Source organism: Pseudalkalibacillus sp. A8 (genome assembly GCF_045920555.1).
Lineage (GTDB): Bacteria > Bacillota > Bacilli > Bacillales > Fictibacillaceae > Pseudalkalibacillus.
The window spans coordinates 4830470-4853309 of record NZ_CP174509.1 but is presented as its reverse complement, the minus strand read 5'-3'; the positions used below and the strand labels follow the sequence as shown (position 1 = coordinate 4853309).

The following is a 22840-nucleotide window of genomic DNA, read 5'->3' as shown; positions in this document are numbered from 1 at the left end:
AAGGGTGTGATCATTTGAGCAAAAATAAACCGATTTATGTGGAGTCGATCATAAAGACGGATATGGAACGGATCTGGGATGCGACACAAGACCCTCAACAGCATGAGCTATGGGATCTTCGTTTCACAAATGTCACTTATCTGCCAAAAAAACATGAAGATGAACCACAACGATTCGAATATAAAACAAATATCGGCTTTGGACTCAGTATAGCAGGTGAGGGAGAAAGTATCGGGACGAAAGAGGATGAAAACGGAGAGCGGACTTCATCGTTGAAGTTTTGGACAGACATGCCGATTTCCCTCATAAAAAAGGGCGGCGGCTACTGGAAGTACACACCAACCAGGGATGGGATAAAGTTCGTTACATTGTATGATTACTCGACTCGGTTCGGTTTTCCGAGCCAGCTGTTGGATCGCTATCTATTCAGGCCCTTGATAGGATGGGCGACAGCCTGGAGTTTTGATTGCCTCAGGCTCTGGCTTGAAGAAAATATCCATCCGAAAATGTCCTTTTTACGGAGTGGGATCCATTGGATCATCTGCTCTCTTCTGGCTCTCGTCTGGATTTATCAGGGTCTTTACCGAAGCTGCTTTTTCCTGACTCAGGTGAACTTGCCATCCTTCAACAATCGGGTTTAGTGGCCGAATTTGAAGAAACGGTACTCGTTCTGATCGGCATTTTAGAAATTGCCTTCGGGGGTTTCTTTTTCCTTCCCATAAAAAAGAAAGCTTTATTTTACATAAATGTTGTCTTATTACTCGGATTATTGGTCGGGACGATTCTCAGTAATCCAACCATATTGGTTGAACCATTCAATCCGATTACGTTGACTATCCTCATGGCAGGGTTATCGATCATGGGAATCATCAATTACAAGGAATTGCCGTCTGCTAGGCATTGCAACCGGAAAATGCGTGGTGAAAACTCTTGAGTTCAATCTATGAAAAAGCGTTAGGAGACAAGTTCCGAAAGCTTCATCCGATGATTCAAGAGAAATTTCAGCTTTTCAGTGCAGATCATCAAGCTCTCATCTGTAAGGGTACGATGGATGAGATTTCAGGTGGACGTTGGTTCATGCGTCCATTCATCAAGATGGGGATCAAGAAAAACGTAACATTCCCGGAAAGAGGCAATGGAATCCCTTTTAAGCTGGAAAAGTACGCATTCATCGATCCCTTTGGCCGGGAAACCGTTTCTTGGATCCGTACATTTCATTTTAAAAATGCGGACCGTCACTTTGATGCAACAATGGTCTATAGCGAAAAAGGGAAGGGGATCCTGGATTATCTCGGGAATAGCCAGGCTTCACCGGTCGGGATCGATTTGGATGTCACAGAAACTGGTGGGATACGGATGAAATCATCCCAACAACACTTCCATCTTGGGAAGAGAAGGTTGTCACTCCCATCCAAAATGGTCGGACAAGCAACCGTCCGAGAAGAGTTTGATGAAAATAAGAATTGGTTTTTAATCGATGTCACGGTGAAGAATGCCGTGTTCGGGACGATATTCCGGTATAAAGGTCACTTCCGAATGGAGGTTGTTCCGATGCCGGCTGAAGAAATTCCAGCGTATGCATTCCCGATAAAGTTCGATGCAAGAGAGTAGGTGTTAGGAAATGAAAAAGACAGCTGTGATGAATGCAAGTATCGGCTTTGTTCTTTGGCTCATATTTTTGTTCATGGTGAACCTCAATATGATTGAACAGCTTTTGTTATTCGCAATTTTTGTAACGGTACCTTTAACGTTATATATGAGCGAGACGGTGAAACGCAATGGGGTGTATTTCAAAACTTATATAGCTGCGTCCTATCTGCACCTGCCTATGGCGGTAATGGCAGGATTATCATTTATCACAACCCCTGGATTATTAGCGGGGTATCTTTCTTTTGGTTGGCTTGCTTTTTCCGTTTTCGTCTTTTTTTACGGTTTTGTGAGATTCAGTGCAAGAGGAATCAGACCGCTAGAGGAGCTCTCGATCGATATCGGTTTGATCTACTTTCTACTTGGGGGAGCGTGGTTTGTGATTGGTCGTTTCGGAATGATTGTCATGGAGTTCAGCACGGCGATCATCCAGCTGACGGCGATTCACTTTCATTTTTCAGCGTTTGTATTGCCGATTTTCAACGGCATGATTGGCCGATTCCTTTTACACCAAAACGGCCGGTTCTCTAAAACTTATAGACTAGCTACGTTCGGTATCCTTGCGGGTCCGATCCTGATTGCGATTGGTATTACATATTCCCGGATTTTTGAGTTTCTTTCAGTCGGTATTTTTGTACTCGCACTCATTTTATATTGTATTGAAATTTTCACTAATGTCTTGCCGAAAATCAGTTGGCTGCCACGCGTCTTTCTTTCCTTATCAAACTCCGCATTGATTGTTACGCTGGCGCTATCTTTCACTTACGGGTTCAGTAGAGCATTGAACGTGCTGATCATTTCTATTCCGAATATGGTTGTCTTTCACGGGATCGGAAATGCGTTTGTTGTGGTGTTTTGCGGGATTGTCGGCTGGCTCCTCATCAATCCGAAACCAGAATACAGTCATTACGGAATTCCTGCCAGCAAGATTTTCAGCAGGTTTTTTACGGGATCAGATTTCTTCCATAGGAGAAATCTTGTTGCACAAGATCGGCATGATGATGGCTTGATCGACAATATGGAAGATTATGATCGCATAGACTTTAACACCCGCAATCTACATCCTGAAGTAGTATCGTTCTATGAGAATACACTTGAGTATACTCTCGAATCTCATACACAATGGCAGCCAGGGTTCGTCGCTTTTTCAAAAATCTATAAGTCTATCAGCAAAAGGATCGGGCAGATCAATCTTCCGCTTAATGGAATGGATCATATCCAGATGACTTCAAAAATCATTTCACTAAACTCAGAAGAGGATGGGAGGCCTGATGTACGGGCTTGGATCCGGACGACAGCCGATGGGGAGTCGATTTTTGCGGCGGCTTACTCTTCTCACCAATATAAAGGGGAGAGGTATATGAATATTGCTTTACCTCTTTTATTGGGAAACATGACAGGCGTATTGAAAATGGATCATATGCAAGAGGATGAAAGCGGTTTGAAGCTTTCCAATTTTTCAAAACGTTCAAATGGAGACGAAGGAATCTATTATCATACCAGGTGGTTCACAATCAAGCTTCCGATCAATGAACATTTCAACGTCTGGTTCGATGAAAAGGCAAACCTTTTGAAAGCTTCGCATCATATGAGCCTTTTCAATAAACCGTTCTTGAAGATCGACTATGAAATCAGTAGAGTCTAAGGTAAGAACCCCTTGGACATTTCGATGAATTCCCTGACTGCAAATGGTTGGTATTTATTTTTCTTCCAGAGCAACCCTAGTTCCAGGCTTATACTGGAATTCGTCAACGGTAGAGCCCTGATATGTTGATTGGTGATCGAGTTTGCGATTTTACTAGGTAACAAGGCTATCCCCAATTTCGCCTCGACCATTTCGATCATGAAATCCTTTTGCGAGCTCTGGCATACGATGTTCGGAGTGAATCCGTTTTTTGAACATTCCTCCAGAATCCGGTCATGAAGGGTGAAGTCTTGTCGGTATAAGATGAAGGGCTCATTTTCAAGCGCTGTCAGCTCGACTTCGTTTTTCGCGATCAATGGACTTTCTTTATGTACGATCAGCATCAACGGGTCATTGATCACCCTCACCATTTCGAAGTTCCCTTTCTTGTCCGGCAGATTACAAACGAGCCCGATATCCAGTGAACCTTCTTCGACCCCTTGTTTGATGCTTTTCGATCCGACCTCGTCCAACGATATTTCAACATGAGGATAGGCTTCTTTAAATCGACTGATCAGTTTTGAAAAAAAGGCAGCACCGATAATCGGCGGAATTCCGATCCTGATTTCCCCTTTTTTCAGTTCCATGATGTCTGTCAGTTCTGAGGTCAGGCTATGGAAGGCTTGCAAGACATTTTTCGCATTGATGAGCACTGCTTTCCCGGCGTCGGTCAATTCCAACTCCTTAGACCGGTAAAACAAAGACACCCCTAATTCTTCTTCAAGATGCTTGATTGCTTTGCTGATGGATGGTTGTGATACGTGTAACGTGGCAGCCGCCTTCGTAAAGCTTAAATGTCGAGCAACCTCTGAAAAATATTCCAGATGACGGATATCCATTACATCATTCCTTTCCTATTTTAAAAGTATGGTTTTGGAAGACACGACACTCCTGCGGGAAAAGCGAGCCAGACGAGACCCCACAGCGATTTAAGGATCTTCGACTAAAATAATGAAGACTAAATACCACCACGTCCTATGGTGAACGTCGAAGTCAGTACATCCTGTACAAGTACGTCCTGCGCCTGCGGTTACTCGGCGCAAAACTTCAAGGATGGAATATGAGTCAGTGGTCTTGTTGTGAACGTCGAAGCCAGCACCTCCTGTGCAAGTGAGTGAGGAGGCTTACAGATCGCCCGCGGAAAAGTGGTGAATTTTGCAACGATTAAGATTAACAGAGCTAAAAGTTTAAAAACGTAGTCTATTAGGCTTCTATCCTTATAGAAAGTCTATTATAACTAAAACGCATAATCAACATTCTAAATATATATTATGGATATGAATCATTTTAATATAAAATAGTAGTATAAATAGTTTATAAATTCAGAACATTAAAAGGAAAGGCTTACATGTGTTCGTGAACAACTGGTCAAAGATGGAAATAGCTAGCTTATTCGTAGCCAGATCATGACCAATACTTGATAGGGAGGAATTCATATGTCGGACTATGTAAAAGTCGGCAATCTTCAAGTTGCCCAAGTCTTATATGATTTTATCAATTCTGAAGCTTTACCAGGCAGTGAGGTTTCTGCTGAAACGTTCTGGACGGGCCTAGAAAAAATCGTCGATGAGCTTGCTCCTAAAAATAAAGAATTACTGAAGAAACGGGATGAACTGCAAAATAAAATCCATGAATGGCATAAAACGAACACCAACTTTGATCTTGAGGATTATAAATCCTTTTTGCAGGAGTTGAATTATTTAGAGCCGGAAGCTGGGGAATTCAAGGTTACGACCGAGAATGTCGATGATGAAATCGCGATACAGCCAGGCCCGCAGCTTGTCGTTCCCGTTAACAATGCCCGCTATGCGATTAACGCCGCGAACGCACGGTGGGGCAGTCTATATGACGCGCTGTATGGAACGGATGCGATCAGCGAGGAAGGCGGTGCTGAAAAGAAAGGATCCTACAATCCTGTTCGTGGTGAAAAAGTCATTTCTTACGCGAAGGATTTTCTGGACAAAACCGTCCCTTTAGCAAAAGGAAAGTATAGGGGCGTAACAGGCTACGCGATCGTCGGCGGTAAACTGGCTGCTTCTCTATCCAATGGTGAAACGACTGGTTTGAAGGACGAATCACAGTTTGTCGGCTACCAGGGCTATGAAAATGAACCGGAAGCGGTCCTATTGAAAAATAACGGCATCCATTTCGAAATCCAAATCGATCGTGATCACGCAATCGGTCAGACGGACAGAGCGGGTGTAAAGGATGTTTTCATCGAATCGGCTCTGACGACGATCATGGACTTCGAAGACTCCGTGACTGCGGTGGATGCTGAAGATAAGGTTCTCGTCTATCAAAATTACTTGGGATTGATAAAAGGGGATCTATCCAGCTCGTTTTCAAAAGGGCTGAAAACGATCAACCGGACGCTTAATCCTGACCGCGAATATAAGTCACCTGATGGAAAGTCATTCACATTGCCGGGTCGCTCTCTAATGTTCGCAAGGAATGTGGGGCATTTGATGACCAGCCAGGCGGTATTGGATAGGGATGAACAGGAAGTTCCAGAAGGGATTCTCGATACGGTTGTTTCCGGGCTCATCGCCAAGCATGATCTCCTAGGGAATGGACAGTATCAGAATTCGAAAAAGGGTTCAATCTATATCGTTAAGCCGAAAATGCATGGCTCAGAGGAAGTGGCTTTTGCCAATGAACTTTTTGATCGGACAGAGGATCTGATCGGTGTTGAAAGAAATACGTTGAAGATCGGCGTGATGGACGAAGAACGCCGCACGACATTGAACTTGAAGGCTTGTATCGAAAAGGTGAAAGAGAGGATCGTTTTCATCAACACAGGTTTCCTAGATAGGACCGGGGATGAAATGCATACGTCGATGGAAGCGGGGCCGATGATTCGTAAACATGAGATGAAATCATCAAAATGGCTGCAGGGTTATGAAAAATCAAACGTTCAAGTCGGGTTGGCAAGCGGGTTCCAGGGCAAAGCCCAGATTGGTAAAGGAATGTGGGCGATGCCTGATTTGATGGCCGATATGCTCGAACAGAAGGGTAGTCAGCTCGAAGCTGGCGCGAATACCGCCTGGGTCCCTTCTCCAACAGCCGCAACGCTCCATGCGCTTCATTATCACCAAATCGATGTAAAAAAAGTACAAAATAATCTAATAGAAATAACGGACGAGTATAAAGATGACATCCTGCAGATCCCTGTCGCCGCCAATCCTAATTGGAGTGAAAAGGAAATTCAGGAAGAATTGGATAACAACGCGCAAGGGATCCTCGGGTATGTTGTCCGCTGGGTTGAGTATGGCATCGGATGTTCAAAGGTACCGGATATCAACAACGTCGACTTGATGGAAGACCGTGCGACATTGCGGATTTCCAGCCAGCATATGGCGAACTGGCTCCATCATGGCATCTGTACAGAAGAACAGGTAATGGAGACGTTAAAGCGTATGGCCAAGGTCGTGGATAAACAGAATGCTGGTAATCCGGATTATAAGCCGATGTCTGAGGACTATGACAATTCGGTCGGGTTCCAGGCAGCATGCGATCTTGTCTTCAAAGGGTACGAACAACCGAGCGGTTACACGGAGCCGATCCTCCATCGCTGTCGTATAGAAGCGAAACAGCGTATGCTGGCTCAGAAATAAGCGTCTCAAAGCATAAGACCATTAACTCACGTGCAGTTAGTGGTCTTTTCTTTAAAACATCGGTGAAGTGTCAAGCTCAATCGTCAATGAGAACTCATAAGGGTTCTTTGAGACCCTGAAAACGCAAAAAACAGAAAATGGGGACCTCAAAAAGGTGTTTTGAGACCCTGAAAACGCAAAAAACGGGAAATGAGGACCTCAAAAGGGTGTACTAGACCCTGAAAACTAAAAAAGCAGAAAATGAGGGTCTCAATGTTCCTATCACATCGCAGATAAGCAGGTATTTGCGCTTTTTACTCACGGATAAGAATTCAAAAACAAGACAGCACTCTAAAAGGGGTGGATTTTGTGGAATTGAAAGAAGTCAGCGGCGGCCAGTACGTTTTATCGAAAAAATATGGAAATACAGGGCTATCAATGGTCACTCCGAAAAGTGAAGAAGAAATTCAGCAAATCCTCCGTACTGTAAATACGGAAGGGAAAAAAGTTTCCGTGATGGGGAGAGGGACGAAGCGCGGCTATGGCGGGCTGAAGGAAGACTATGACCTCGTTCTCTCACTCGCGAATTATAAAGGGATTGTAGAGCATACCGTCGGTGATATGACAGTTACGGTAAGGCCTGGAACGACAATAGCTGAACTTCAGGAATACCTCAAACAGCATGATCAGATGGTTTCTATTGATCCAAGCTGGCCTGAAGAGGCGACGATCGGTGGTGTCGTTGCGGCGAATGAAAGCGGTCCGAAAAGGCTGAAGTATGGGTCGGCGAGAGATCTGGTCATCGGGTTAAGAGTCGTCTATGCTGATGGAAGTATCATCCGGACAGGCGGGAAAGTCGTTAAAAATGTGGCGGGGTACGATATGAACAAATTGTTCATCGGCTCTATGGGGACTTTAGGTGTCATTTCTGAAATAACCATGAAACTGTGGCCGCTCCCGAAGTATGAAAGCCTGGTCCTTTTATCAGTAGAGGAAGATCGGTTGGAAGAATTGAAAACGTTTACAGTGAAACTCCAGGATTCGATGATTGAACCGGTATCACTTGAACTGATGGATCCTGTCTTATCGAAAAGGCTGAGCGACCGGGAGGAATATACCCTTTTGATCGCATTCGAAGATGTAGAGAAAGCTGTCCGTTATCAAGTGGAATGGGTTGCGGTGAACAAACCGGAAGCGGCAATCCAGTCCAATTTGTCTCCCGATGAAGCGAGAGAATTTTGGAAGAGGTTTTCCGTCATCCAGCCGAACGCCCTCAACGATGATGAGCCGGCTGAGCAAGTCCGGGCAACTGTCAAAATCAGCAGCAAGAACATGGAGGTGTTCGACATTCTCCAGGAAGCCCGAAGGTTGAAGCTGGATAACGAAGTCGAGCTGGAAGCGCATGGAGGAGTTGGCCATGGCTTGAGTTTTTTGATCCTGACGGGTTCAAAAAACGCTATCCAAACCGTGATCACTCAGCTTCGTGACTTCGTCAGGAAGAAACAAGGTTATGCGGTCGTCAAACATCTGCCGATTGAACTTCGGAAAAAAATCGACACTTGGCACGATAAGCCTTCGCACTTTTTCTTGTTCGAAGGCATTAAGAGAAAAATGGATCCCGAAAACACCTTGAATCATAAGCGTTTTATAGGAGGGATATGAAATGGCTGTAGAAGTGAAGGAGCATAACACGAAAGTGGAACCGCCTTGCAGCACTAATAGTTTGAGTAATTACCTATGGGAAGACCATCCGGATGAAGAGAAGTGGGCGGATTGTGTCCACTGCGGAATGTGCCTCGAATCTTGTCCGACCTACCTCGAAACCGGGCAAGAACAGCATTCTCCTCGCGGGCGTGTCCATCTGATCAAATCGGTTGCTGAAGGAAAACTTGAAGTGAATGAACAATTCATGGATCCGGTTTTCCAGTGCCTTGATTGCCGTGCATGCACGACGGCTTGTCCAGCAGATGTCGATGTCGGTGGATTGATTGAAGAAGCGAGGGGGCAAGTCCGTCAGGCGATGCCGCTGAAAGGTTGGAAAGGAGCGGTCAGCCACCTGTTTCTAAAGGATCTTTTCCCATATAAAAATCGCTTGAACGCCGTCGGGGGTCTATTGAAGTTTTATCAAAAGAGCGGCCTTCAGCAGGTCGTACGGAAATCAGGAGCCTTGAAGGTCATGCCGAAGCATCTTGTCGAGATGGAATCGATCATGCCACCAATCCAACAATCGGTACAAAAGAAATACAAGGATGTTGATGTGATTCCTGCGAACGGTCAACCGAAAGCAACGGTCGCAATGTTAACCGGGTGCATCATGGATGTCATGTTCGCTGATATCAATCAGTCGACGATCAATGTGTTGACCTATAACGGCAATGAAGTGGTTTTACCGAAAAACCAGACATGCTGTGGAGCGCTTCATGTCCATGCAGGGGACCGCGAGACCGGAAAGAAACTCGCCAAGCAGAATATCGAGGCGTTCGAGGATGCAGAAAAGGTCATTGTCAATGCCGCTGGGTGCGGTTGTGCTTTAAAAGAATACCCAGAGCTGTTGCGGAACGACCCGGAATGGATAGAGAAGGCAGAAGAATTCGCTGATAAAGTCGAGGACATTTCAAAATATCTGTATGATACCGGCTATGAAAAACCGTACAGTGAATTGAACAAGCGGATCACTTATCACGATGCCTGTCATCTCGCTCATGGTCAGGGGATCCGGTATGAACCCCGCCAGCTTCTTAATGATATCAACGGCGTAGAATATGTCGAACAGCCGAATGCTGATACTTGCTGTGGCAGTGCCGGAATTTATAACATCACGAATCCGGAAATGGCTGGTGCTGTGCTGGAGCGGAAGATGGAGAATGTTCCACGGGATGTCGAAATGATTTCAATGGGGAACCCTGGCTGCATGCTGCAAATGGCGATTGGTGTACAAAAATATGGCAGAAGGGCGGAAATCGTCCACACCGTCCAATTGCTCGACTGGGCTTATCAACAGGACCAGAGGAATGGCATCGGTCAATCGGATGGTAAACAACCTGTGGCTGCGAGGGAGGGGTGATCGATATGTTATTTGCTAAAAAGAAAAAGAAAACACCAAGAGATCCAGCCATTGAAAATCTCGCAGGCATTGTCGGAGAGAAGTCCATCCTCTATAAAAAAGAAGACCTCCTATCCTATGACTGTGATGGATTTACGATTCATAAGGCTATGCCGAAAGCGGTCGTGTTCCCGAAGGATACGGCCGAGGTTGCTGCCGTCGTGAAATATTGCTCTGCTAATAAACTGCCATTCCTCGCACGGGGAGCAGGGACTGGCTTAAGCGGGGGATCGATTCCACTCAACGGAGAAGTCATCATCAGTCTAGTAAAAATGAAGAATCTGTTAAGTGTCGACTTTGAAAACAGGCAAGCGGTCGTCCAGCCTGGTTTCGTCAATTTGAAACTGACGAATTCGATTGCGGATAAAGGGTATTACTATGCCCCTGATCCATCGAGCCAATATGTTTGCACGATCGGAGGAAATGTTGCGGAAAACGCAGGTGGCGCACACTGTTTGAAATATGGTGTGACCACGAACCACATCTTAGGCCTTGAAGTGGTCCTGCCTGATGGGGAAATAATCAAAATCAGTGAAAACGGCCTGCCGGATGTGCCAGGGTACGACTTGCTCGGGCTTCTTACCGGTTCTGAAGGCACGCTTGGAATCGTCACTAAGATCACCGTCAGGATATTGAAGAATCCAGAAGGGAAGCAGACGGTACTTGCTTACTTTGATGATGTCGAGGATGGCAGTCAGGCTGTGTCCGATATCATCTCAGCGGGGATCGTGCCGGCAGCACTTGAAATGATGGATAAGACTGCAATCGAAGGGGTCGAGGCTGGGACTTATCCAGTTGGTCACCCGGATGATATTGAAGCGTTGCTGCTTATCGAAGTGGATGGCATCATCGCAGGAATCGCTGAACAGATTGAAGAAATCATGAATGTATGCAGGAGATGGAATGTGCGAGAAGTGAAGGTCGCTGAAAGTGAAGAGGAAAGAGGAAGATGGTGGGCGAATCGGAAGACAGGTTTCGGAGCGATGGGTGCGATCTCACCTGATTATCTTGTTCAGGATGGGGTGATCCCGCGCAGTAAGCTTCCGGAAGTCCTAAGAAATATTACGAAAATCAGCAAGGAATCAGGACTGAGGATCGCTAACATCTTCCATGCGGGCGATGGAAATCTCCATCCATTGATCCTATTCGATTCTAGAATACCTGGAGAGACGGAAACAGCGTTGAAAGCCGGATCCGACTGTTTGAAAGCATGTGCTGATGCAGGGGGCTCCATTACCGGCGAACATGGTGTAGGAATCGAAAAGATCGAGGAGATGCGTTTCATTTTCACCGATGAAGAATTGGAGGCGCAGACCAATGTCCGTGACGTCTTCAATCCGGATGGCTTGTTGAACAAAGGCAAGCTGTTCCCGACACCAAGCCGATGTATGGATGTCAAAAAGGTGATGTAGGACTGCATCTATATTGAAGTTGTGACCATAAAAAAATAAACATCATAGGAGTGAAGAAAATGAAGTTTGCTAGATTCATTTATAACGATAAAGAATATTTTGGGGTCGTAATCGAGGACAGAATCAAGTTGATTGAGGGAGATCTTTTTGGAAGCTGGGAATATACCGGAGAAACAGTGGCAAGGGGAGAGGTTGACCTCCTTGCACCGATCGTCCCGAAAAAAATCATCGGGATAGGGGCGAATTTTGTTGGTAAGAAGGAAGAGCTACCATCCTCGCTGCCGGAAATGCCGGTCTTCTTTTTCAAACCGGATTCATCCGTTACAGGTCCTGATACTGAGGTGATCGTTCCTGAAACTCTTGATGAAATCAAATTCGAGTCGGAATTGGCGGTTGTAATCGGAAGAGAAACGAAAAATGTGTCGAAAGAAGAGGTCCTAGACTACATTTTCGGATATACGATCGGAAACGATGTGACGGCTCCCCAATTTTTCCATGAAAACGGCCATTGGACGTTAGGGAAAGCCTTTGATACCTTTACGCCGATCGGTCCAGTCATTGAAACGGAGCTTGACCCAAATAAAGTCTATGTAAAAGCGGAGGTGAATGGAGAGGGGAAACAAAACAGCCCGACTAATCTTATGATTGTGCCGTTAAAAGAAATGATTGCCTATCTGTCCAAGGTCATGACACTCCAACCGGGTGATGTCATTTTGACAGGCAGTCCATTAGGCGCCCATTTTGTAAAGGATGGTGATGTCGTCGAATGTATAATTGATGAAATCGGATCACTGAAGAACACGTTCGTGAAAGCCCCTGTTCCGATCAATTCCTGATTGCGACCGTTGAACAGGGAGAGGATTGCAAAATAATAGGGTTATAGGAGGTAATTATGAGTACTGGTACTTTGGCATTATTGTCGTTATTACCGATTGCCGCTGTTGGTATCTTCCTCGTAGGGCTCAGATGGCCGGCAAGTAAAGCCATGCCCATTTCTTACATAGTGGCGGTGGTTTTGGCTTTATTCGTATGGAAGATTCCCGGTGCAACAGTCGCTGCTGCCTCTGTCAACGGATTAGTCGTTGCTGCCACACTACTTTACATTATTTTCGGAGCCATTCTATTATTGAACACATTACAGGAAAGCGGTGGGATCAAAACCATCCGCGAAGGTTTCATCGATATATCCCCGGACAGGAGGATCCAGGTCATCATCGTCGCCTGGCTTTTCGGTTCGTTCATTGAAGGATCCGCTGGTTTCGGTACTCCGGCTGCAGTAGCTGTTCCACTCCTCGTAGGACTCGGGTTTCCGGCCATGGCTGCGGTCGTTGCGGGGATGGTCATCCAGAGTACCCCTGTTTCTTTCGGTGCAGTGGGAACTCCAATTCTTGTCGGGGTGCAATCAGGTTTGGTCGCAGATGCGAGTATCACGAATAACTTCCTCGCCCTCGTGACGATGATCGGTGGGAAGGTGGCGATCGTCCATGCGATTGTCGGAACACTTGTACCATTATTCGTCGTCGCGCTTATGACACGCTTCTTCGGGAAAAACAAATCGTTCAGAGAGGGGATCAAGGTTTGGAAATTTGCGTTGTTCGCCGCTTTTGCGATGACTGTCCCTTATGTGATCGTCGCCAATGTGCTCGGTCCTGAATTCCCATCCCTGATCGGTGGTCTTGTCGGCCTTGCGATTGTCGTTTTTGCAGCTAAAAAAGGTTTCCTCATGCCTCCGAAGGAAGAACACTGGGATTTTGAAGAAAAGTCGAAGTGGGATCCTTCCTGGACCGGTAAAATCGAAATAGGAGACATCGAGCACCGGAACGGAAGAATGTCGATGGTCCGTGCATGGATGCCGTACATACTCATCGGTGTATTCCTCGTATTGACCAGATTGAAAGCGCTGCCATTTTTAGAGTGGCTCCAGGCATGGACGGTTACGTTCGAGAATATGTTCGGGACCGAAATCACAGCTAGCTTCCAGCCTCTCTATCTGCCGGGTACGATTTTTGTGGTCGTTTCGCTGATCACCTATTTCCTTCATCAGATGGACTTTGGTGCTTATCGCAGAGCATGGGCCCATTCGGGCAAGACGATGATCGCAGCCTCGACCGCACTCGTTTTTACCGTGCCGATGGTTCAGGTTTTCCTCAATTCCGGCGGTGGTGCTGCTGGTTATGAGCGGATGCCGATTGTACTGGCCGATGGTGTAGCTTCACTCACCGGAGATATCTGGCCGATGTTTTCGCCGTTCATCGGCGGACTCGGTGCGTTCATTGCAGGGAGCAATACGGTCAGTAATATGATGTTTTCCTTGTTCCAGTATGATGTCGGGTCCCAGATCGGTGTCGATGCTTCCTGGATCGTGGCCTTGCAAGCGGTCGGAGGGGCTGCCGGGAATATGATCTGTGTGCATAATGTCGTTGCGGCTTCCGCTGTCGTCGGATTGGTTGGTAAAGAAGGGGACGTCATCCGGAAAACACTCATCCCGTTCTTCTATTATGCGACTGCTGCAGGAGCACTCGGGTATTCAATCGTCTGGACGGCTGAAAAAGGGATTGTGAACCTTGGTACTGTCATCATCACCGTCATTGCAGCCCTGGCCATCTATACGATTACAACCAATAAGAGTAAGATGGACCTGGTCCAGGTCAACAAACAGAAACCAATCAAGTCTGTGAAGTAAATATATTGGGGCTGTCCCGTAAGTGTCTGAGTCTCTCCGTTTCTATCAATATTTAGGGAAAATCGCGGTTTATACTAAATGTCGTGTCGGAGGTGTATGAGGCTTTCTTTTGGGGCAGCTCCTTTTCAGTACAACAACGATATTTCAGAAAATTCAAATGATAAGCTTGTTGTCGGAGTGCGCTTCAACTATAATACAACCAAGTCATTTGATATTCTGTTCCATTAAAAGAAAGGTATAAAATACTTTCGTCAATATCAGGACAACTAAGCCGCAGCCTATGCTAAAGGCTTAGCTTTTGTCCTTTTATTTTCTCATTCAATAGAGTCATAGAGGAGGGGAGCCACAAATGAAAGTTTCCTTATTCATCACCTGTCTAGCAGATTTATTTTATCCGGAAGTCGGCATGGACACCGTCGAGTTGCTGGAAAAGTTCGGATGTGAAGTGTATTTTCCGGACAAGCAGACATGCTGTGGGCAGCCAGCATTCAACAGCGGTTATCATAAAGAAGCGAAAGAAGCTGCGAAGCACATGATCACCATTTTTGAAAATGCCAACTATGTTATAACGCCTTCTGGTTCATGTGCCACAATGTTCAAAGAGTATGTTCATTTATTTGATGATGGCGAATGGTCGTCAAGAGCCTCGAAATTGGCGGATAAAACCTATGAACTGACACAATTTCTTGTTGATGTCCTGGATGTGCAGGATATTGGTGTCAAACTTCCTGTCAGGGCAACCTATCATCGTTCTTGTCATATGACGAGATTGCTAGGGGTTTCCGAAGCACCTGGAAAACTATTAAGCCAGGTTGAAGGTCTGGAAATGGAACCTCTGCCGAACTGCCATGATTGCTGTGGATTCGGTGGGACGTTTTCAGTAAAAATGCCTGAAATCTCAAAAGAAATGGTAGATGACAAGGTACAAAACATCATGAAAAGCGGAACGGACCTTCTGATCGGGTCAGATTGCGGCTGTTTGATGAATATCAACGGAAGACTGACGAGAGAGGGTAAACCGGTAAAAGTTTTACATATCGCACAAGTGTTGAATGGCAAATCTGTAGATCGGGGTGAATCAGATGGGTATCCGTATAAGTGAAAGTAAATTTCCGGAACGTGTGAAGACAGGTCTCGGTAATGCTTTTATGCGGGGAGCAGTCCAATCGGCCCAGGGCAGGCTGCGTGATGGTCGATTGAACGCCGCGGAAGAGCTCGGTGATTGGGAGGATTGGCGGAATTCAGGTGAAGAGATCCGGAAACATACCCTCGAAAACCTCGATTATTATTTAGAGCAACTGAGTGATAATGTGGCAGAAAAGGGAGGGCATGTCTATTTTGCCGAGACTGCCGAGGAAGCGAATCGATATATAAAAGAAGTGATCAAAAAGAAGGACGCAAAAAAAGCGATCAAATCCAAATCGATGGTCACAGAAGAGATCGGAATGAACCAGGCGTTGGAGGAAGTGGGCTGTGAAGTCGTCGAATCGGACCTCGGTGAATATATCCTGCAGGTGGATGACTGGGATCCACCGTCCCATATCGTTGCGCCTGCTCTTCATAAAAACAAAGAACAGATACGAGATGTGTTCCGTGATCGTAAAGGTTACATGAATACAGAAAAACCAGAAGAGCTTGCTTTATTTGCACGTGAGCAATTAAGAAAGGAATTTCTGACAGCGGATGTCGGTATTACAGGCTGCAATTTTGCGGTAGCCGAATCAGGATCAGTTAGCCTTGTGACCAATGAAGGAAATGCGCGGTTAGTTTCTGCGCTTCCGAAAACGCAGATCACGGTCATGGGGATGGAGAGGATCGTGCCGACATGGGAAGAGCTTGATGTGCTCGTCAGTCTGCTTTGCCGTAGTGCTGTTGGCCAGAAGCTGACCAGTTATGTTACCGGTTTGACGGGGGTTAGAGGCGAGAATGAAGTCGATGGACCCGAGGAATTCCATCTTGTCATCGTCGACAACGGCCGTTCGAAAATCCTGGGCACTGAATTCCAGGAAGCTTTGCATTGTATCCGTTGCGCTGCATGTATCAATGTGTGTCCAGTTTACCGACATATCGGCGGGCATTCTTATGGCTCCATCTATCCCGGTCCGATCGGGGCTGTCCTGACACCGCTTTTGGATGGCTATGACAATCACAAGGAATTGCCTTACGCATCGACCCTTTGTGCTGCCTGTACAGAAGCATGTCCTGTGAAAATACCTCTCCATGATCTCTTGAATAAGCATCGGCAGATCATCGTAGAGGAGGAATCGGAAGTTCCGTGGTCTGAAAGGGCGGCCATGAAACTCTTCAAAAAAGGGACGACTTCATCTCTACTCTATAAAATCGGGACGAAAGCAGCGCCGTTGATCATGACACCATTTGTAAACGATGGCAAAATCAAATCCGGGCCTGGAGCAATCAAAGGGTGGACGGATAGCAGGGACTTTCCTGCCCTGAAAAAAGAACGTTTCCGTGATTGGTATAAAAAACGTGGAAAGGGTGGTGCGCCACATGACCAAGGGATCGATCCAAAATCGAGAGACCTTTCTCAATAACGTTGCACAACATCTTGGAAGAACAAGGACCAAAGAAAAAGTACGAAAACCTGAGTGGCAGCACCAACCTCAGTGGAAGGCCATGAAAAACCTTGACCAGGATGAACTCCTAAAGATCTTGAAAATACAGTGTGAAAAGATCCACACCGATATCGTCGATACAGATGTTATGAATCTATCAGTAGCGTTAGAAGATGTGATCCGGCAATACGCCAGTAGATCGGTCATTACCTGGAATGATCCCCGATTCAAGGAATTTGGGTTAGAAGAGTTCTTGAAACGGGAAGATCAACCATTAGAATTTCATGAATGGAACTCGAAGTGGGGTCACAGGAATATTGAGCTGGCTGAAAAAGCAGATGTCGGCATTACTTTCAGCGATGTTACACTCGCAGAATCTGGTACAGTAGTGTTATTCAGTGATGAAGGAAAAGGAAGGTCAGTGAGTCTTCTGCCCTCTGCCTACATCGCTATCATTCCTAAGAGTACCATCGTGCCACGAATGTCACAGGCAACACGTCTTATCCATCAGAAAGTTGAAAGAGGGGAAAGGTTCCCATCTTGTATCAATTTTATTTCAGGACCGAGCAATAGTGCCGATATTGAAATGAATCTGGTAGTCGGTGTACACGGTCCGATCAAAGCTACATATATCGTAGTTGGTGATAGGTAAAGTAAAAGGCGTCAGTGTAGGGAGTGTTTTGTTCTAATTGAAAAATAATCCCTACAACTACGAAACTACTCTAAAACACCACATATAAAGGGGCTTGGTCCAAAACCAAGCCCCTTTCGTGTCGTTCGAAGGACACAGAATAAAATCGGGTTCGAAGTATATTACTACTAATCGATTCAATGTTCTTAGACAGCAACCGATAAGTAAAAAGAAGAGGTTTTCAGCTAAGTGAATTCACTGGATTTCTTTGTCAACTATAAAAGTCACTAGTAATTTCTAATTAGGTCCTAAAACTAGAATTTTTATACTAAAAGACTATTTCTTAGCAGGAATTTATAGGTTAATGTAAAAAGGTACTTGCAAAAGTAAAAACTTGTCGAATCTTATCGAAGGCGAAAAGTGGCATAATACCTAGTTTTCGTCACATTTTAAAACGAATTGAAACACAAATGTAATACTATTTTGGGTTATTTTGGCGAATTGAGATGTTATAATAAATTGTGCTGATTAACTAAATCTATTAATATACTTGATATAAGACTACAGGATATTTAATTCGATTAGAATTGACAACAAGAGAAAAAACAGGGTGTGATGTAATTTGATCGAAATGATCGATGTTTGGAAAACCTACCCTAATGGTGTCATGGCACTGAATGGGATAGATGTCCATATAGATAAGGGAGAATTTGTTTACGTCGTTGGTCCGAGTGGTGCCGGAAAGTCAACATTTATTAAATTAATGTACCGGCAGGAGAAACCGACCAAAGGCAATATAATAATCAACGGGAGAAGTTTGACAAAGGTAAAAGAGCGCCATATTCCATACTTAAGACGTCAGATCGGGATCGTGTTCCAGGATTTCAAGCTCTTGTCTAAATTGACTGTATATGAAAATGTTGCGTTTGCTCTCGAGGTCATCGAGGAATCACCTAAGGTCATACGTAAACAAGTGATGGAAACACTTGAACTCGTAGGCCTCAAGAACAAAGCGCGGTTTTTGCCTGATGAGCTTTCTGGCGGTGAACAGCAGCGTGTGTCGATTGCAAGATCCATCGTCAATAAGCCGCATGTTGTGATTGCGGACGAGCCAACAGGAAACTTGGACCCAGAAACAGCATGGGGTATTATGGACGTATTTGAAGAGATTTCAAATAGAGGGACCACTGTAGTTATGGCTACCCATAATAAAGAGATCGTAAACACGATCAAAAAACGGGTAATTGCCATCGACGGCGGTCGTATCGTACGTGATGAGAAAAGGGGTGTTTACGGTTATGAGGAAACTCCGGACCCTGTCTCGTCACGTTAAAGAAGGGTTTAAAAACCTTGGACGGAACGGCTGGATGTCATTTGCATCCATCAGTGCAGTTACCGTAACCCTTTTGCTTGTCGGTGTATTTCTAATTTTGTTACTTAACATCAATGCAATTGCTTCTCAAATAGAAGACGATGTCGAAATCAGGGTTTACCTGGATAAAACGACAGATGAAAAAAAACAGCAACAAATTGAAAAAGAATTAACGGGAATCGATCGAGTCAATGATGTACGATTCGTCCCGAAAGATGAAGGCTTGAAAGAATTGATTGAGAGTTTAGGAGATGAGGGTGAAGTTTTCGCCTCTCTTGAAGATGAAAATCCTCTGCCTGATGCTTTTGCTGTCAAAACCGAAAATCCACAGGATACACCTGTTGTGGCCAAAAAGATTGAGGGCATCGAAAACGTCGACAAAGTTGAATACGGTAAAGGTACAGTCGAAAAACTTTTCAAGGTCACTGACACTGCCCGTAACGTTGGCTTGGTTCTTATTGTCGGGTTGCTCTTCACAGCAATGTTCTTAATTGCCAATACGATTAAAATCACAATTGTCTCACGAGGAAAAGAGATTGAAATCATGAAACTCGTAGGAGCAACGAATGGATTCATCCGATGGCCGTTCTTTGTAGAAGGATTCTTATTAGGGGTTCTTGGAGCACTCGTTCCGATCGGATTGCTGATCCTAGCCTATCAGTTCATATATGAAGCTGTGAGCGTGGATTTGAAAACAGTGTTCATTCAGCTTCTCCCTGTCTATCCTTTAATGTTCCAGCTTGCTGGATTGCTTGTAGTGATTGGCGCATTCATAGGCGTATGGGGGAGCTTAACTTCTGTCCGTAAGTTCTTGAAAGTCTAAGCTTTGTTGAATAGTAATGTTGATTTCTAGAAATCAACATTAAAAAGTTTAAAAACAGGTTGGAGCCACCGCTCAGGTGGACTCCAACTACTTACATACATAAAACTTGAATGGGGGATAAGAGATTGAAAAGGAAGTTCATAGCCGTCGTAGCCTCGGTCAGTTTATTGTTCGGTGGATTCAATTTCGTAGGGGGAAATGAGGCCCATGCCGAGTCTCTGAAAGATAAGATCGACAGTGTAAAAGAAAAGCGTGAAGCAAACAAGTCTAAACAACAAAAAGCAAATGAAGAGATTGAGAAAATCAAGCATAACCAAGATCTTTTAGATGCTGAAATCAAAAAGCTCGACCAACAAGTCGCTGATACACAAAACAAAATTGATACAAAAGAAAAAGAAATCGCAAAGACGAAAGAAGAAATTGAAAAACTGAAAGCTGAGATCGAAGAAACAAAAAAGCGTATTGCTGAGCGTGACGAAATGCTGAAGGATCGTGTAACAGCAATGTATGAAAACGGTGGTTCTGTTCAATACATAGAAGTATTGCTCGGATCTCAAAGCTTTGGAGATTTCCTTGATCGTGTTTTTGCTTTGAACGAAATTTCAAAGCAAGATAAACAAATCCTCGAAGAACATAAAGCAGACAAAAAAGCTCTTGAGGAAATGAAAGTGGAGATTGAACAACAGCTTGCTGATCTCGAAAAACAAATGAAAGAGCTTCAAAGTCTTGAAGCTGATTTAAATGCTCAAGTGAAACGTAAGAATGCATTGTTAAGCGACCTGAAAAAGGAAGAAGAACATATGCATGAAGAAGTCGGAAAGTTGGAAGATGAAGCGGATCTTTTAAGAAAGCAACAAGCGGCATTTGAAGCTGAAAAGCGTCGTCAGGAAGAAGCAGCCCGTGCAGCAGCTAAGAAATCAAGCAGCAGTGGAAGCACAGCATCCACACCAGCTGTAACTAGCGGGATGTTCATGAAACCGGCAGCAGGAAGATTTACATCCGGGTTCGGTCAACGTTGGGGGTCAATGCATGCTGGTATTGATATCGCACAGGGAGGAACGGTTCCTGTCGTAGCGTCAGCATCTGGTACAGTCATCAAATCATACTACTCTAGCAGCTATGGTAATGTAATCTTTGTTGCCCACTATCTCAATGGACAAACCTATACAAGCGTTTATGCTCACTTACGTTCACGTAACGTCGGTAATGGAGCTTCTGTCAAGAAAGGACAGCAGATTGGGATTATGGGGAACACAGGAAGATCGACTGGTCAGCACTTGCACTTTGAAATCCACAAAGGACAATGGACACAAAGCAAGTCGAATGCCATCAATCCGCGTCAATTCTTTTAAAATATGAATTTAAATCACACCTCAGGAACGGTACTGGGGTGTGATTTTTTGTATTTAAAGAAAGCATAAAAAACTTTCTTCAATATAAGGGTAACTAAGGCTCAGCCTGCGCTAAAGGCTTGGCTGTACCAAGTTTTCTTTATCTTTTGCGTTAAGAATGTTCACATAATCTTCTTTAATAATGTCAACATCCCCTTTGCCAAAGATGTATTTAGATTATATTGATAGCCTTCATGTAAACGCTTTATGATGAAAGTAATCGTAACGTGTTGATAAAGAGGAGGATATACAATGGTTGAAAATAAAAATCAACAATCAGGTATAAGAGCTAGGGTACAACGCTTCGGCAGTTTCTTAAGCGGGATGATCATGCCTAATATTGCAGCGTTCATCGCCTGGGGTATCATAACGGCTTTATTCATCGAAACAGGCTGGCTGCCGAATGAAAATCTTGCAGAACTGGTCGGCCCGATGATCACTTATTTGCTTCCACTGTTGATCGGATTCAGTGGAGGACGGATTATCTATGATCTGAGAGGAGGAGTCGTCGGGGCAACCGCGACGATGGGTGTCATTGTCGGTGCTGACATAACAATGTTCCTGGGTGCAATGATCATGGGACCGCTTGGCGGATATTTGATCAAACAAGTCGACAAGTTGTTTGAAAACCGAATCCGCTCCGGGTTTGAAATGCTCGTAAACAATTTCTCCGCAGGTATTACCGGTGCCGTTTTGACAATCATTGCCTATCTTGGTATCGGCCCAGTCGTAAGTGGGATCACGAAAGCACTGGGAGTAGGAGTCGAGGCGATGATCAATGCCGGGCTATTGCCTTTGGTCAATCTATTCATAGAACCTGCGAAGATTTTGTTCTTGAATAACGCGATCAACCACGGTATTTTGAGCCCGATTGCGGTCGATCAGGCCCAGCAAGTCGGAAAATCGATTCTTTTCTTGCTTGAAACAAATCCAGGACCAGGCTTAGGGGTTCTTATCGCTTTCATGGTATTCGGTAAAGGAATTTCCAAGCAAACTGCCCCTGGTGCGGCGGTCATCCACTTCCTTGGAGGAATTCATGAAATCTATTTCCCTTACATTCTATCAAAGCCCGCTCTTATTTTAGCGGTCATGGCTGGAGGGGTCAGTGGTACAGCAACATTTGCTGCTTTCGGAGCAGGACTGACTTCTACACCTTCTCCAGGCAGTATTTTCGCTCTGCTTGCTTTGACGCCGAAAGGAAACTTCGCAGGTGTCGTTTTAGGTGTTCTTGTGGCAACAGCAGTTTCATTCATCGTTACGGCAATCATTTTGAAGATGGGTAAGCAGGAGGAAGATGGCTTGACGGAAGCGACCGCGAAAATGGAAACGATGAAAGGCAAGAACAGTCAAGTTTCAAATGCACTATCGTCACAGAAGGAAGAGGAAGTGACTGCAGAAGAATCTGTTGATCGAAATACCGAAGAAGTCCCAAGCGTCAAGCGTGACAAAATCGATAAAATCATCTTTGCTTGTGATGCTGGGATGGGCTCCAGTGCGATGGGGGCTTCATTATTGAAGAATAAATTCAAGAAAGCATCGATCGAGATCGATGTCACCAATATGGCGATTAATGATCTGCCTTTAGATGTCGACATTGTCATAACCCACAAAGATCTGACTGAACGGGCGATCCGGAGAGTCCCTGGGGCGCACCATATCTCAGTAGATAATTTCCTGAACAGTCCTAAGTATGATGAACTCGTCGAGGAGTTGAAAAAGGATTGAATGAAAAACGGGAGAGGGTCTGTATGAATGGACTCTTTTTCGTTATTAAGCAAACAATTCGTAGAGGGTTACTATAATTAAATTTTGTCAACATTAGAACAGACGATATTACATTTAGTTTTTATTGATATATAAAGGGTTTACCGCGTGAAATTTGATTTAAGCTAGTGTCTTAAAATTCAAATTATGTCAACTTGAGGAGG

Annotated in this window: 16 protein-coding genes and 1 pseudogene; 16 read left to right on the top strand and 1 reads right to left on the bottom strand. The window is 44.8% G+C overall.

The features are described from left to right. The first annotated feature begins 14 nt into the window (after positions 1-14). The 3 genes and pseudogenes from ACJROX_RS24625 (at position 15) to ACJROX_RS24615 (ending at position 3292) form a co-directional block, all read left to right on the top strand. Positions 15-934: pseudogene (locus ACJROX_RS24625) on the top strand (DoxX-like family protein). Then, positions 931-1611 carry a DUF4166 domain-containing protein gene (locus ACJROX_RS24620; RefSeq protein WP_408007852.1) on the top strand — a complete coding sequence of 227 codons (681 nt, stop codon included), beginning with the start codon at positions 931-933 and terminating at the stop codon, positions 1609-1611. The pseudogene ACJROX_RS24625 and the gene ACJROX_RS24620 overlap by 4 nt, the downstream one beginning before the upstream one ends. A gap of 10 nt (positions 1612-1621) precedes the next feature. Further along, positions 1622-3292, top strand: coding sequence for a YndJ family protein (locus tag ACJROX_RS24615; protein ID WP_408007851.1), 1671 nt, complete (start codon positions 1622-1624; stop codon positions 3290-3292). Here the strand turns inward: ACJROX_RS24615 and ACJROX_RS24610 are convergent. Next, the gene (locus ACJROX_RS24610; protein ID WP_408007850.1) at positions 3289-4170 is read right to left on the bottom strand and encodes a LysR family transcriptional regulator; all 882 of its coding nucleotides are present in this window, start codon (positions 4168-4170) and stop codon (positions 3289-3291) included. The genes ACJROX_RS24615 and ACJROX_RS24610 overlap by 4 nt on opposite strands. 597 nt (positions 4171-4767) lie before the next feature. Here ACJROX_RS24610 and ACJROX_RS24605 point away from each other — a divergent pair. From ACJROX_RS24605 to ACJROX_RS24545, 13 genes are all read left to right on the top strand, one after another. Further along, a complete protein-coding gene (locus ACJROX_RS24605) occupies positions 4768-6945 on the top strand; it encodes a malate synthase G (RefSeq protein WP_408007849.1) in 2178 nt (725 codons plus the stop codon). A gap of 348 nt (positions 6946-7293) precedes the next feature. Then, positions 7294-8586 (top strand): FAD-binding oxidoreductase, encoded by a 1293-nt coding sequence (locus tag ACJROX_RS24600; protein ID WP_408007848.1) that lies wholly within the window; start codon positions 7294-7296, stop codon positions 8584-8586. A 1-nt stretch (position 8587) separates the two neighbouring features. After that, positions 8588-9988, top strand: a complete 1401-nt coding sequence (locus tag ACJROX_RS24595) for a (Fe-S)-binding protein (protein ID WP_408007847.1) — start codon at positions 8588-8590, stop codon at positions 9986-9988. A gap of 5 nt (positions 9989-9993) precedes the next feature. Beyond that, positions 9994-11439 (top strand): FAD-binding oxidoreductase, encoded by a 1446-nt coding sequence (locus ACJROX_RS24590; RefSeq protein WP_408007846.1) that lies wholly within the window; start codon positions 9994-9996, stop codon positions 11437-11439. Positions 11440-11498: 59 nt separating this feature from the next. After that, a complete protein-coding gene (locus ACJROX_RS24585; RefSeq protein WP_408007845.1) occupies positions 11499-12275 on the top strand; it encodes a fumarylacetoacetate hydrolase family protein in 777 nt (258 codons plus the stop codon). Positions 12276-12331: 56 nt separating this feature from the next. Then, positions 12332-14122: an L-lactate permease gene (locus ACJROX_RS24580; protein WP_408007844.1), complete on the top strand. Its 1791-nt coding sequence runs from the start codon at positions 12332-12334 to the stop codon at positions 14120-14122. Between the two features lie 349 nt (positions 14123-14471). Further along, positions 14472-15224, top strand: coding sequence for a (Fe-S)-binding protein (locus tag ACJROX_RS24575; protein ID WP_408007843.1), 753 nt, complete (start codon positions 14472-14474; stop codon positions 15222-15224). After that, positions 15205-16674: a LutB/LldF family L-lactate oxidation iron-sulfur protein gene (locus ACJROX_RS24570; protein ID WP_408007842.1), complete on the top strand. Its 1470-nt coding sequence runs from the start codon at positions 15205-15207 to the stop codon at positions 16672-16674. The genes ACJROX_RS24575 and ACJROX_RS24570 overlap by 20 nt, the downstream gene beginning before the upstream one ends. Beyond that, entirely contained in the window at positions 16631-17347 is a 717-nt protein-coding gene (locus ACJROX_RS24565; RefSeq protein WP_408007841.1) for a lactate utilization protein C, read from the top strand. The genes ACJROX_RS24570 and ACJROX_RS24565 overlap by 44 nt, the downstream gene beginning before the upstream one ends. A 601-nt stretch (positions 17348-17948) precedes the next feature. After that, entirely contained in the window at positions 17949-18659 is a 711-nt protein-coding gene (gene ftsE, locus ACJROX_RS24560) for a cell division ATP-binding protein FtsE (protein WP_408007840.1), read from the top strand. Beyond that, a complete protein-coding gene (gene ftsX / locus ACJROX_RS24555) occupies positions 18625-19521 on the top strand; it encodes a permease-like cell division protein FtsX (protein WP_408007839.1) in 897 nt (298 codons plus the stop codon). Before ftsE ends, ftsX begins: the two co-directional genes overlap by 35 nt. Positions 19522-19646: 125 nt before the next feature. Further along, a complete protein-coding gene (locus tag ACJROX_RS24550) occupies positions 19647-20873 on the top strand; it encodes a murein hydrolase activator EnvC family protein (RefSeq protein ID WP_408007838.1) in 1227 nt (408 codons plus the stop codon). A gap of 291 nt (positions 20874-21164) precedes the next feature. Next, positions 21165-22637 carry a PTS mannitol transporter subunit IICB gene (locus ACJROX_RS24545; protein ID WP_408007837.1) on the top strand — a complete coding sequence of 491 codons (1473 nt, stop codon included), beginning with the start codon at positions 21165-21167 and terminating at the stop codon, positions 22635-22637. The last annotated feature ends 203 nt before the right edge of the window (positions 22638-22840 follow it).

Bases quoted from the DNA above. Each gene is read 5' to 3' on its own strand.
- ACJROX_RS24615 (WP_408007851.1), top strand. From the start codon at position 1,622: ATGAAAAAGACAGCTGTGATGAATGCAAGTATCGGCTTTGTTCTTTGG.
- ACJROX_RS24610 (WP_408007850.1), bottom strand. From the start codon at position 4,170: ATGGATATCCGTCATCTGGAATATTTTTCAGAGGTTGCTCGACATTTA.
- ACJROX_RS24605 (WP_408007849.1), top strand. From the start codon at position 4,768: ATGTCGGACTATGTAAAAGTCGGCAATCTTCAAGTTGCCCAAGTCTTA.
- ACJROX_RS24595 (WP_408007847.1), top strand. From the start codon at position 8,588: ATGGCTGTAGAAGTGAAGGAGCATAACACGAAAGTGGAACCGCCTTGC.
- ACJROX_RS24590 (WP_408007846.1), top strand. From the start codon at position 9,994: ATGTTATTTGCTAAAAAGAAAAAGAAAACACCAAGAGATCCAGCCATT.
- ACJROX_RS24585 (WP_408007845.1), top strand. From the start codon at position 11,499: ATGAAGTTTGCTAGATTCATTTATAACGATAAAGAATATTTTGGGGTC.
- ACJROX_RS24580 (WP_408007844.1), top strand. From the start codon at position 12,332: ATGAGTACTGGTACTTTGGCATTATTGTCGTTATTACCGATTGCCGCT.
- ACJROX_RS24575 (WP_408007843.1), top strand. From the start codon at position 14,472: ATGAAAGTTTCCTTATTCATCACCTGTCTAGCAGATTTATTTTATCCG.
- ACJROX_RS24570 (WP_408007842.1), top strand. From the start codon at position 15,205: ATGGGTATCCGTATAAGTGAAAGTAAATTTCCGGAACGTGTGAAGACA.
- ACJROX_RS24565 (WP_408007841.1), top strand. From the start codon at position 16,631: ATGACCAAGGGATCGATCCAAAATCGAGAGACCTTTCTCAATAACGTT.
- ftsX (WP_408007839.1), top strand. From the start codon at position 18,625: ATGAGGAAACTCCGGACCCTGTCTCGTCACGTTAAAGAAGGGTTTAAA.
- ACJROX_RS24545 (WP_408007837.1), top strand. From the start codon at position 21,165: ATGGTTGAAAATAAAAATCAACAATCAGGTATAAGAGCTAGGGTACAA.